General features: G+C 59.7%; 10 protein-coding genes. 1 reads left to right on the top strand and 9 read right to left on the bottom strand.

What is annotated here, in order from left to right:
* Positions 1 to 25 precede the first annotated feature (25 nt).
* The 9 genes from nqrM to OP494_RS07450 all read right to left on the bottom strand — a co-directional run bounded on the left by nqrM (position 26) and on the right by OP494_RS07450 (position 9,005).
* A complete protein-coding gene (gene nqrM / locus OP494_RS07490) occupies positions 26 to 283 on the bottom strand; it encodes a (Na+)-NQR maturation NqrM (protein WP_040243697.1) in 258 nt (85 codons plus the stop codon).
* Positions 280 to 1,332, bottom strand: a complete 1,053-nt coding sequence (locus OP494_RS07485; protein WP_280540140.1) for an FAD:protein FMN transferase — start codon at positions 1,330 to 1,332, stop codon at positions 280 to 282. The genes nqrM and OP494_RS07485 overlap by 4 nt, the downstream gene beginning before the upstream one ends.
* Positions 1,329 to 2,561 carry an NADH:ubiquinone reductase (Na(+)-transporting) subunit F gene (gene nqrF / locus OP494_RS07480; protein WP_280540139.1) on the bottom strand — a complete coding sequence of 411 codons (1,233 nt, stop codon included), beginning with the start codon at positions 2,559 to 2,561 and terminating at the stop codon, positions 1,329 to 1,331. Before nqrF ends, OP494_RS07485 begins: the two co-directional genes overlap by 4 nt.
* Positions 2,562 to 2,583: 22 nt before the next feature.
* A complete protein-coding gene (gene nqrE / locus OP494_RS07475; protein ID WP_040243701.1) occupies positions 2,584 to 3,204 on the bottom strand; it encodes an NADH:ubiquinone reductase (Na(+)-transporting) subunit E in 621 nt (206 codons plus the stop codon).
* Entirely contained in the window at positions 3,204 to 3,878 is a 675-nt protein-coding gene (locus OP494_RS07470) for an NADH:ubiquinone reductase (Na(+)-transporting) subunit D (protein ID WP_280540138.1), read from the bottom strand. The genes nqrE and OP494_RS07470 overlap by 1 nt, the downstream gene beginning before the upstream one ends.
* Positions 3,879 to 3,880: 2 nt before the next feature.
* A complete protein-coding gene (locus OP494_RS07465; RefSeq protein ID WP_280540247.1) occupies positions 3,881 to 4,657 on the bottom strand; it encodes a Na(+)-translocating NADH-quinone reductase subunit C in 777 nt (258 codons plus the stop codon).
* Positions 4,654 to 5,889, bottom strand: a complete 1,236-nt coding sequence (locus tag OP494_RS07460) for an NADH:ubiquinone reductase (Na(+)-transporting) subunit B (RefSeq protein WP_280540137.1) — start codon at positions 5,887 to 5,889, stop codon at positions 4,654 to 4,656. The genes OP494_RS07465 and OP494_RS07460 overlap by 4 nt, the downstream gene beginning before the upstream one ends.
* A 2-nt stretch (positions 5,890 to 5,891) precedes the next feature.
* Complete coding sequence (locus tag OP494_RS07455; RefSeq protein ID WP_280540136.1) at positions 5,892 to 7,241, bottom strand: Na(+)-translocating NADH-quinone reductase subunit A; 1,350 nt, start codon at positions 7,239 to 7,241, stop codon at positions 5,892 to 5,894.
* 309 nt (positions 7,242 to 7,550) lie between these two features.
* The gene (locus OP494_RS07450) at positions 7,551 to 9,005 is read right to left on the bottom strand and encodes a glyceraldehyde-3-phosphate dehydrogenase (protein WP_280540135.1); all 1,455 of its coding nucleotides are present in this window, start codon (positions 9,003 to 9,005) and stop codon (positions 7,551 to 7,553) included.
* A gap of 273 nt (positions 9,006 to 9,278) precedes the next feature.
* Between OP494_RS07450 and mfd the strand changes: the two genes are divergently transcribed.
* Positions 9,279 to 12,731: a transcription-repair coupling factor gene (gene mfd / locus OP494_RS07445; protein ID WP_280540134.1), complete on the top strand. Its 3,453-nt coding sequence runs from the start codon at positions 9,279 to 9,281 to the stop codon at positions 12,729 to 12,731.
* Positions 12,732 to 12,808: the final 77 nt, after the last annotated feature.

Below are 12,808 nucleotides of genomic sequence, written 5' to 3'. Positions count from 1 at the left end.
CGTCAGTATTGATTGACGAGTGCGCTCAGCGTCGAACGGCGTCGTAGCCGAGGTCGGCGCCCCGGTTCTCGTCGCTGGAACGACGTGCACTCTTGCGGCGCTTTTGATTCTCTTCTTCGCAGACCTTGTCATTCCCACCGCAGATGTCGCATCCCTCCTTGAGGCCCAACTGATTGAGCCCCCCGCACGAGCCTGCAATGGGCTTACGACCGAGAATGACGCCGATGGCCATGCCGGCCAACAGCAATAGCATCAATGCGAATACCAAAAGCCATACTGTCATTGCTTTTCCCCTTCGGACGGCTCATCCGCAAGATAGGTATGAAACGCCTCGCTGAGCTCTGTCTTGAAGCCCTCATCGGTTTTGACGATGAAATACGCCGCAATATCCTTACGGTTAGCCAACGCCATGCCTTTTTCTGGCCCCAGGACTTCCAACGCCGTCGCCAGCCCATCGGCCGTCGAACAACGCTCCGCAACGACCGTCACCGAAGCAAGGTGATGCGTGATCGGGCGGCCGGTACGCGGATCGATGGTATGCGAAAAACGCTGGCCATCTTCCTCGTAATAATTGCGGTAATCCCCCGATGTCGCCACCGCCACGTCTTCGAGCTCGAGCACGCGTTGTACGCTACGTTCCCGAGACACGGGTTTTTCCACGGCGATGCGCCAAGGTTCGCCATTGGGTTTTGCACCCCGCGTGCGGATCTCGCCACCGACCTCCACGAGGTAAGACGTCACGCCCAGTGCATCCAGACGAGCCGCCACCTGGTCGACCCCGAATCCCTTGGCGATGCCCGAAAGATCGACATACACCGGTTTGGTCTTGGTCAGACGATTGCCATTCAATTTCAGCGCTTGATAGCCGACCTTGTCCAGCGCCTGGGCGATTTCGTCATCGTCGGGCACTTCCTCCGGACGCATCTCGGGACCGAAGCCCCAGAGGTTGACCGCGCTACCGATGGTGACATCGAATGCGCCATTCGAGAGATCGCCGATGTCGATAGCTTCCCCGATCACGCTTGCCGTGGGCGAGGATAATGCGAACGGCTCATCCACCGGCGCGGCATTGAATCGCGACAACTCCGAATCGGACTTATAAGTCGACATGAGGTGGTCGACCTCGTCGAGCGACTCTTTTATTCCATCCTCCAGCGAGGCAAGTTGCTTATCGCTGAAATCGCCATAGGCGGTCACATGATAGCCCGTCCCGAAGATGGGGCCCTCGAAGCGATGCGCCTGCGGCGGTTGATCGCAACCGACCAGCACCAATAACGCAAACAGGACCAGCCCTTTCCAGGCCGGCCCTGCACAGTATGCTGCCAGTTTCATCCGCCGAAGTCGTCCAGCATGATGTTTTCAGGCTCTACGCCCATGTCGGTCAGCATCTTGATGACGGATGCGTTCATGATGGGCGGGCCACACATATAGTATTCGCAGTCTTCCGGCGCCGGATGATCCTTGAGGTACTTCTCGTAAAGCACGTTATGGATGAAACCGGTGTCGCCTTCCCAGTTGTCTTCCGGCAAGGGATCGGAGAGCGCGAGGTGCCATTCGAAATTCTCGAACTCTTCAGCCAACTGATCATATTCTTCATTATAGAAGGTTTCACGCCAAGAGCGGGCACCGTACCAAAACGAGATCTTGCGCTTCGACTCGAGGCGCTTGAGCTGATCGAAGATATGGCTGCGCATGGGCGCCATGCCCGCACCACCACCGATGAAGATCATTTCCGCATCAGAGTCCTTGGCAAAGAACTCACCGAAGGGCCCCATCACCGTTACCTTGTCGCCTGGCTTGAGCGCAAAGGTATACGTCGACATCAGTCCCGGAGGATGATCGGTGTTGGGCGGCGGCGTAGCGATACGGATGTTGAACTTGAGGATACCCTTTTCATCCGGGTAGTTAGCCATCGAGTATGCACGGATGATCTCCTCGTCGTTCTTGTGGGAGACATCGAAGAGGCTGAACTTGTCCCAATCGCCGCGGTATTCATCTTCGATATCGAAGTCCGAGAACTTGATGTCGTAAGGCGGCGCCACCAGCTGAACATAGCCCCCGGCCCGGAAAGCCACATCCTCGCCTTCGGGAAGCTTGAGGTTGAGTTCCTTGATGAAGGTGGCGACGTTGGGATTCTCGGTGACCTCGCATTCCCACTTCTTGACGCCGAAGACCTCCTCGGGAACTTCGACCTTCATGTCCTGCTTGACCGGCACCTGACAAGACAACCGCCAGCCTTCTTTCTTCTCGCGCAGGGTGAAGTGCGACTCCTCGGTGGGCAGGATCGAGCCGCCCCCCTCTTCCACGCGGCACCGGCACTGTGCGCAGGAACCGCCCCCGCCGCACGCCGAGGAAAGAAAGATGCCGTTGGCAGCCAGTGTTTGCAACAACTTGCCGCCGGCCTGGGTCGTCAGGGTGTTCTCGGGGTCGCCGTTGATCTCTATGGAGACGTCGCCGCTGCTGACCAGGCGACTGCGCGCCGTCAGGATCACGGCCACCAGACCGAGCACGATCACGGTGAACATGACGACGCCGAGCACGATGATGGATGTATCAACCATGTCGGTTTCCTATTTCCATTGCTTAGAGCTGGATGCCGGAGAAGGACATGAAGCCCAAAGACATCAGTCCGACGGTAATGAACGTAATGCCCAACCCTTGAAGGCTGGCTGGCACGTCACTGTACTTAAGCTTTTCACGAATCCCCGCCAATGCAGCGATCGCCAGCGCCCAGCCGAAGCCAGCCCCGGCGCCGTAGATCACCGATTCGCCGAAGTTGTAGCTACGTTCGACCATGAACAGCGAAGCGCCGAGAATCGCGCAATTCACCGTGATCAGCGGCAGGAAAACCCCCAGCGCGTTATAGAGCGAGGGGACGAACTTATCGAGAAACATCTCGAGGATCTGCACCAGTGCCGCGATGACCCCGATATAACTCAAAAGTCCCAGGAACGACAGGTCGATATTTTCGGCGCCTTCAAGGCCCGTCCAGGTCAGTGCCCCTTCCTTCAACAGATAGGTCAGGATCAGGTTGTTGACCGGCACGGTGATGGTCAGCACCACCACGACCGCGATCCCCAGCCCGATGGCCGAGGACACCTTCTTGGAAACGGCAAGAAACGTACACATGCCGAGGAAGAAAGCCAGTGCCATGTTCTCCACGAACACTGCCTTGACGAAGAGGCTCAGGTAATGCTCGAACATCACACGGACTCCTTAATCTTAGCCTTGCTGTTGGCTACGATTCGGTACTCGGCTTTTTCGACCTGCTCGGTACGCATGCTCCGCAGTACCCAGATGATCAAGCCAATGACGAAGAATGCCGAGGGCGGCAACAGCATCAGGCCGTTGGGCACGTACCAGCCACCGTCCTGAACTGGCGTCAGCACCGTGTAGCCGAAGACGCTACCGGACCCGAAAAGCTCACGGAAGAAGCCGACGATCAGCAGGATCACAGCGTAACCCAGGCCGTTACCGACACCATCGAGAAAGCTCATGACAGGGCCGTTTTGCATGGCATAGGCCTCGGCACGGCCCATGACGATGCAGTTGGTGATGATCAGACCGACGAAGACCGACAGCTGCTTGGACATCTCGTAGGCATACGCCTTGAGCACCTGATCGACCACGATGACCAGTGAGGCAATGATGGTCATCTGCACGATGATGCGGATCGACGACGGAATATGCTGGCGAATCAACGAAACGAACAGGTTGGAACACGCCGTGACCGCGATAACGGCCAGGCCCATGACCAACGACACACTCATGGAGTTGGTCACCGCCAGTGCCGAACAAATCCCCAGCACCTGCAGCGCGATCGGGTTGTTCTTGAAGACCGGCGAGAGAACAACGTCTTTTACGGAATCAGCAGCCATGTTCACGCTCCTTCGGAGTTGCCGTGGAAGCGGGCGAGATAGGGACCGAAGCCACTCTCGCTCAGCCAGAAATGCAGCATATTGGTAACGCCGCGGCTCGTCAGCGTCGCCCCCGACAAGGCATCGACTTCATACTTGTTGTCGGCACCGCCCTTGACCAGGGAGATATCGGGACTCATGCCATCTTCTGCATAAATCTCCTTGCCTTTCCACTTCGACTTCCAACGGGGGTTGTCGACCTCGCCGCCAAGCCCCGGTGTTTCGGAGTGAGAATAGTAGGACAACCCGATAATGGTATTGCCATCGCCTTCAATGGCGAAGAAACCACGCATCAGCCCCCACAGGCCCTGTCCGCGAATCGGCAGAATGATCTGCTCGGGGTCATCGGGATCGTCCCCCACCAGATAAACAGTCGAGTACATTTCTTCGCGGCCGATGCCCGCACTATCCTCTTCACCGGACAGAGTGCGTGATGTCGCAGGGTCTCTGGCGGCCTCGAACTGATCGTAACTTTGCGGATCGAAACGGTCACTGTACTCGCCGGTCTCCAGATTGATCACACGCGAGGTGATCAGCTCATCGAACGCATCGTCGACGTCCATCCCCGGCTCGTAGAGATTGGCCACCTGCAGGATGTTGCTCTTGCGGTCGAGCTCCTGGTTCTTCTGCTGGGTAGGCTGCAAGACCACGGCGGCGGTCGATACCACCACCGAGCACACGATGCAGAGCGCGAGTGCGACCGTCAGCGTCTTCTTGATGGAATTGTTACTGGCCATCAGGTGGTCTCCTCGGTCGTCGCGGTGGAATACGCGGCATCACGCTTCTGGCGGCGCTTGATGTTGGCCTGCACGAAGAAGTGATCGATCATCGGCGCGAACAGGTTGGCGAACAGAATCGCCAGCATGATGCCTTCCGGAAACGCGGGGTTGACCACTCGGATCAATACCGTCATCACCCCGATCAAGAGGCCGAACAGCAACTTGCCACGGTCCGTCATCGACGCCGACACCGGGTCGGTGGCCATGAACACCATCCCGAAGGCGAAGCCGCCGAGCACGAAATGCCAATACCACGGCATGCCGAACATCGGGTTGCTGTTCGAGCCAATGGTGGTGAACAGCATCGCGGTCAGCGCCATGCCTACGAACACGCCCAGCATGATGCGCCACGAGGCAATACGCGTGATCAGCAAGACCACCGCGCCGATGAGGATTGCCAAAGTCGAGGTTTCCCCCACCGAACCGGGGATGAACCCCAGGAAGGCGTCCCACCAGCTATACGCCTGCTGCACGGCACCCATGCCGTTCTGTGCCGCCGTGGAGAGCGCGGTGGCACCGGTATAACCGTCGGCAGGAACCCATACGCTATCGCCGGAGATCTGCGCCGGATAGGCGAAATACAAGAAGGCGCGCCCGGTCAGCGCCGGATTCAGGAAGTTCTTGCCGGTACCGCCGAAGATTTCCTTGCCGATCACAACCCCGAAGGTAATCCCCAAGGCCACCTGCCACAACGGAATAGTCGCCGGCAGAATCAGCGCATAGAGTACGGAAGTGACGAAGAAACCTTCGTTGACCTCATGGCCGCGCTTGACGGCGAACAGTACTTCCCAGAACCCGCCGACGACGAAGGTCACCAGATAGATAGGCAGAAAATAAGTGGCGCCCAGTACGAAATTGGCCCAGATGCTGCCGGGATCGTGGCTCCCCGCCAGCGCCATGGTGATGGCTTCACGCCAGCCGCCCAGCGCACCGAAGCCGTCGCCGATTGCCATGTTGGCCTGCAGGCCGGCGTTGTACATGCCGAAGAACATCGCCGGAAAGGTACACAGCCATACCGTGATCATGATGCGCTTGAGATCGATGCCATCACGCACGTGCGCCGTGCTCTTGGTCACGTCCGGGGGTGTATAGAAGATCGTATCGACCGCTTCGTACAGCGCGTAGAACTTCTCGTATTTACCACCCTGGTGAAAATGCGGCTCGAGCTTGTCGAGCGTATTACGAATTCCCATCGTCAGACCTCTTTCTCGATCATGGTGAGGTTATCACGCAGGATGGGGCCGTACTCGTACTTGCCGGGGCAAACGTAGGTACAAAGCGCGAGATCTTCTTCATCCAGCTCCAGACAGCCGAGCTCCATCGAGCTCTCGATGTCGCCCACGATCAATGAACGCAGCAGCTGCGTCGGCATGATATCCAGCGGCATCACGCGTTCGTAGGCGCCCACTGGCACCATGGCGCGCTCGGAACCGTTGGTGGACGTATTCGGCGAATACTGATTGAGCCCCAGAAACTGGGAGACATAGATGCCCATCACCGAATGACGCCGCAACCCGAGTGACAGCCAGCCCAGGAAGGCACGTTTATTGCCCTCTTCGAGCAGCGAGAACTGGCGATGGAAGCGTCCCAGGAAGCGCCGCGAGCCCTCGGCGATCTCGCCACCGAAGACCGAGCCTGAAATCACGCGAGTGTCCTCGGGCGATTCGATCTCGCCTTCCAGCAATTCACTGCTGCTCGCTCCGAGGCGCGTCCGCAACAAGCGTGGCTGCTTGGCACGCGGACCGCCGACGGCCACTACGCGCTGTGTATCCAGGCGCCCTTCGGCAAACAGCTTGCCGAAGGCGATGACATCCTGATAACCAAGATGCCACACCTGACGCGCAAGGCTCACCGGCGAGAGATAATGGATATGGGTGCCCACCAGCCCGGCGGGATGCCGGCCGGCAAAGGCCTCGAAACGCACGCCTTCGAGCTCGCGGCCCGGCAGCTCGGCACCTTGCCCATGGCATACGAACACTTGGCCCGGCGTCAGGTGCTTGAGCACCTTGAGCCCCTGCTCGAACGCAGCGGCGTCCTCGCCGATCACCACGTTGGGGTCGGCGGAAAGGGGGTGCGTATCGATGGCGGTAACGAAAATATCGGCGGGGGTGGCATCGGGTGCGGGCGTGCGAGAATAAGGGCGAGTCCTGAATGCGGTCCAGAGCCCTGAATCGACCAACTGATCGACGACCGTCTGGCGTTCCAATCGATCCAGCGCGTCCGCGCCATGCGCCGTGAAGGGTACGGCCTCTTCGTGATCATCGAGCTCGATGACGACCGACAGCAGGCGCCGCTTCTCGCCACGGTTGATCGCCACCACCTCACCTGCGCCTGGTGCCGTGAACCGTACACCCGGGATCTTCTTGTCGGTGAACAGTAGCTGGCCCAGTTTAACCTTGTCCCCCTCTCGGACCTCCATCGTCGGCTTCATGCCCACGTAGTCGGTGCCAAGAATCGCCACCTGCCGCACGGGCGGCGCATCGTATATGCGCTGCTCGGGCGACCCGGCGATGGGGAGATCCAGGCCTCGTTTGACTTCGATCATAGTCTCGCCCAGTTGTCGGATCTGATGTTTCGAAAGGAAAGGGGTCCATGAACGCCCACACGCTTGCCACGCGTCTTTTAAGCATGCTGAACAGCGCGGGCACCCTTCACGGTAGTCGGATTCTTTTCTTATCAGACGATTGCTTCTTTCGGCCCATGGCCAAGGGCCGTCCCCAAAATCGGGCACCATTATAGAGAGACAAGTCCCGAATGACTACATAACCTTAGGAAGTATGGGGCTTACGATGGCGCATGCGAGAAACGACGGCGCCCCGGGATCGGGGCGCAGGTGAGAAGAGGCGAGGAATATTCAGCGCGTCTCGCGCGGCAAGTACACGAAACGCACGTTGGACATGTGCTGCAGGATACGCACGACCTGACAGCTATACCCGAATTCGTTGTCATACCACACATAAAGCACGACCTGACGATCATCGGCAATCGTCGCCTGAGCATCGATGATGCCGGCATGACGATTGCCCACGAAATCGGACGACACCACCTCCGGCGAATCGACGTAATCGATCTGCTTTTGCATGCGTGAATGCAAGGCCATATCGCGCAGGTACTCGTTCAGCGCCTCGCGATCGGTGGCCTTGTCCAGCGTAAGATTGAGAATGGCCATGGACACATCGGGCGTGGGCACGCGAATGGCATTCCCGGAGAGCTTGCCCGACAGCTCGGGCAACGCCTTGGCCACGGCCTTGGCGGCGCCGGTTTCGGTCAAAACCATGTTCAGCGCGGCGCTGCGTCCCCGCCGGTCGCCCTTATGGTAGTTATCGATCAGGTTCTGGTCGTTGGTATAGGCATGCACCGTCTCGACATGCCCATGCACGATACCAAACTCGTCGTTGACCGCCTTGAGGATGGGCACGATCGCATTGGTGGTGCACGACGCCGCCGAAATCACACGGTCGTCGTCGGTAATCTCATCGTGGTTGATGCCGTGCACGATATTCTTGACGTCGCCCTTGCCAGGCGCGGTCAGCAACACCTTCGCCGCGCCGTTGGACGCTAGATGCTGGGACAGGCCTTCCGCGTCACGCCACTTGCCGGTGTTATCGACGACCAGAGCACTCTGGATGCCATACGCGGTGTAATCGATTTCGCTGGGCGAATCGGCATGAATGATCTGGATGTAATTTCCGTTGGCGATGATCGCCTCGTTCTCATGATCGACTCGGATCGTGCCGGCGAACGGCCCATGCACGCTATCGCGACGCAAAAGGCTGGCACGCTTCTCCAGGTCATCGCCGCCGCCGCGCACCACGATGGCACGCAAGCGCAGCAGATTACCGCCGCCCGCCTTCTCGATCAGGATACGCGCCAGCAGACGACCGATACGCCCGAAGCCGTAGAGCACGACATCCTTGGGCTCGCCACCCATGCCGGTATCGGCATGGCGACCCACGATATCGGCCAGTTCCGTTTCGAGGAAGGCCCTGATGTCGTCTTGCTCGGAGCGCTTGAAGGCCACTCCCAGCTTGCCGATATCGATGTGCGCCGGCCCTAGCTCGAGCTCGGTCATGGCCTTGACCATCGGCAACGTATCGCGCACCGAGAGTTCGATACCCTCGACCTTCTTGACGTAGCGATGATTCTTGAGAATGCGAATGACCGAGCGATTGATCAACGAACGCCCGTACAGGGATGGCACAACATTGTACTTGCGGTAGAGACGACCCAGCAGGGGGATCATCTCCTCGGCCAATGCTTCGTTTTCTTGCCAATCCTGAAAATAGGTCTCGAGTTTTTCTTGACTCACGGCGGGCCTCGTCACGGCAGCAGGGAACGAAATCGGATGCATTATCCGTAGCCTTTCACATCCTTAGCAATGCCTGCTTGGTCGCATGCGGTGTAATTCCACTACACCAATAGGCCCTTGACTACAGGGCTTAAAACAGGCATTGAACGTCGATTTATGTAGCTTTTTTCGACTACAAGAGCGGTGCCGTATCTGGCTTTAAATCCCCGCGTAGTGCCCCCAACCCTTGTTTTGCCTGCTATCATCGTCTCGACTTAGAAAATGAAGCGCACCATGTCGTATTTTTCACCGCTCGATCCACCACATCCTCAGGGCATGCGTGACACTGTCTATTGGCAACGTCCGCACGCTGCCGCTGGCGCCCTGGCGCTGGCACGCCTCGCCGACGACGCTCCGCTGATGGTCGTGACTCCCGATACTTCCAGCGCTCAACGGCTCGAGGGCGCACTGCAATTCTTCGCCGATCATCCCATCTTGTCGTTCCCCGACTGGGAAACGTTGCCCTACGATAGTTTTTCGCCGCACCAGGACATCGTCTCGACACGCCTCAAGACGCTGCGCCAGCTGCAAGAAGGGACGCGCGGCATCGTCGTGGTGCCCATCAATACCCTGATGCAACGGCTCCCGCCCACCGACTACATCGCCGGTCGCGTACTGACATTGCATACCGGCATGCAACTCGACCGGGAAGGCTTCCGGGAACGCCTCTCACGGGCTGGCTACCGCGCCGTGGAGACCGTTTACGAACCCGGCGAATACGCGCTTCGTGGTGCCTTGATCGACCTTTACCCGATGGGCAGCGACCATCCTCTGCGTATCGATCTGTTCGATGATGAAGTCGATACCTTGCGCTATTTCAATCCCGACTCTCAGCGTTCCCTGGAGAAGGTCGAGCGCGTGGAGTTGCTGCCGGCACACGAATATTCGCTGTCGCGCTCGGCAATCGCCTGCTTCCGCGAAGGGTTCGAGACATTGTTCGACGTCGACCCGCGCCAATGCCCGCTGTACAACGACGCACTCAAGGGCATTCCGTCTCCCGGGCTGGAGCAGTACCTGCCGCTTTTCTTCGAGGAGACCGCAAGCCTGTTCGAGCATCTGAATGCGCACACGCGCATTGCACTGATGCCCGGCGTCCACGACGCGGCCGAGCACCACTGGAGCGCCATCGAAAGTCGCTACGACAATCTTGGCGTCGACCCCACGCGGCCCTTGCTGCCGCCGGCACATGCTTTCGTGCCCGTGCCCGAGGTATTCGCTTCCATCAAGCAGCATCCACGCGTGGCACTGATTGACGACGACGAACCGCATCCGCATGCCAAGGTGCCGGCCACGCACCCTCTCCCGGATGTGGCCATTCATGCGCGTGGCCATCACCCGCTCGCCAAACTGGAGGCATTTCTCGGTGCCCCCGACGCCCCGCGCGTCCTGCTGGTCGCCGAGTCGAGTGGTCGCCGCGAAGCACTGGAAGAAACCCTCGCCCCCCTGGAGCGCCCTCTGGCTGTGGCCGATGGCTGGCAACATTTCCTGGATGGCAGTGCGCCGCTGGCGATTTGCGCGGGCGGCCTCGATGAAGGGCTATGGCTCGACAGTCCCGCGACCTGCGTCATCACCGAAACCGAGCTGTACGGCGATGTCGTTCGCCAGGCACGCCGCCGAGGGCGGGTCACCGATGACAACGAACTCGCCGTGCGCCACCTGGCGGAACTGCGCCCCGGCTCTCCGGTGGTCCACCAAAGCCACGGCGTAGGCCGCTACCAAGGGCTCGAGACACTGGAAGCCGGCGGCCAGGCCGCCGAATTTCTGGCGCTGGAATACGCCGGTGGCGCCAAGCTCTACGTTCCGGTCGACAGCCTGCATCTTATCTCGCGTTATGCCGGGGCCACCGATGAACTGGCTCCGCTGCATAAACTCGGCTCGGAAACCTGGGACAAGGCCAAGCGCAAGGCGGCCGAAAAGGTACGCGATACCGCCGCCGAGCTGCTGGATACCTACGCCCGACGCGAGGCGCGCGAAGGCTTCGCCTGCGACGCACCCGGCGAGGAATACGCACGCTTCACGGCCAGCTTCCCCTTCGAGGAAACGCCCGACCAACACGCTGCCATCGATGCGGTCATCGGCGACATGACCGCACCGCGTCCAATGGATCGCGTGGTCTGCGGCGACGTGGGCTTCGGCAAGACCGAGGTCGCCATGCGCGCGGCCTTTCTCGCCGTGCACTCCGGTCGCCAAGTCGTGGTACTGGTCCCCACTACCCTGCTGGCACAGCAACACTATGACAATTTCCGCGACCGTTTCGCGGATACTGCGGTGCAGATCGAGCTGCTCTCGCGCTTCACTGCCGGCAAGGGGCAGCAAGCGTCGCTGGAGCGCATTAACGAAGGCCGTGCCGATATCGTCATCGGCACCCACAAGCTGCTCTCCAAGTCGATGTCGCTCCCCAACATGGGATTGTTGATCATCGACGAGGAACACCGCTTCGGCGTCTCGCAGAAGGAAAAGCTCAAGAGCCTACGGGCCGAGATCGATATTCTCACGCTCACCGCGACACCGATTCCCCGTACCTTGAACATGGCGATGAGCGGCATTCGCGATCTCTCGATCATCGCTACGCCCCCGGCACGCCGTCTATCGGTCAAAACCTTCGTCCAGCAGCGCAATGAAGGCGTCCTGAAGGAAGCCCTACTACGCGAAATTCTACGCGGCGGCCAAGTCTACTTCCTCCACAACGAAGTCAAGACGATAGAAACCACTGCCGAGCGCGTTGCCGAGTTGGTGCCCGAAGCGCGCGTGGCCGTCGCCCACGGTCAGCTACCCGAGCGCTCGCTGGAACGCGTGATGTCGGACTTCTATCACAAGCGTTTCAACGTGCTGGTGTGCTCGACGATCATCGAGACCGGCATCGACGTCCCAAGCGCCAACACCATCATCATCGAGCGCGCCGATAAGTTCGGGCTCGCTCAGTTGCACCAGCTCCGCGGGCGTGTCGGTCGCAGCCATCACCAGGCCTACGCCTACCTCCTCACGCCACCGCCCAAGGCCATGACCCAGGATGCGCTCAAGCGCCTCGAGGCGATCGGCCTGGCGGAGGATCTCGGGGCCGGCTTCACCCTTGCCAGCCATGACATGGAGATTCGCGGCGCCGGAGAACTGTTGGGTGATGAACAAAGCGGACAGATGGAAACGGTCGGCTACAGCCTGTACATGCAAATGCTCGACCGCGCGGTCAAAGCCATCAAGAGCGGCAAGACACCCAATATCGAGTCTCCGTTGGACGATGGCGTGGAAATCAGCCTCAACTTGCCGTCATTGATCCCCAACGATTACCTACCCGACGTGCAACAGCGCCTGATCATGTACAAGCGCATCGCCAACGCCGAGGATGAAGCCGAGCTCAAGGAATTGCAGGTCGAGATGATCGACCGTTTCGGGCTGCTACCAGCGCCCCTCAAGACGCTTTTCCGTCAGACCCGGCTACGCCAGCGTGCCGAGCGCCTGGGCATCGTACGCCTCGAGGCCGGCGCCGAACGTGGTCGCCTTACCTTCGGCACGCAAACCGCCGTCGACCCCATGACGCTGGTCCAGATGATTCAGCAGGACCCAACGCACTACCGACTCGACGGCGCGGACACGTTACGCTTTGAAGGCGATATGAGCGACGAGGATAAGCGCTTTTCCCTGCTCGAGGCGTTACTCGGGCAACTCAATCGCAAAACGGAAGCAGCGTAACAGGCAGCACCCGCCCTGCGGGTGCCCTGCCAGGCCGCTTGCACGGATGCGCGCCACAAGCCTGCTGAAGGCTTGTG

The sequence above is a fragment of the Chromohalobacter sp. 11-W genome (genome assembly GCF_029889905.1).
Lineage (GTDB): Bacteria > Pseudomonadota > Gammaproteobacteria > Pseudomonadales > Halomonadaceae > Chromohalobacter.
This window is presented reverse-complemented; position numbering and strand designations above follow the sequence as displayed.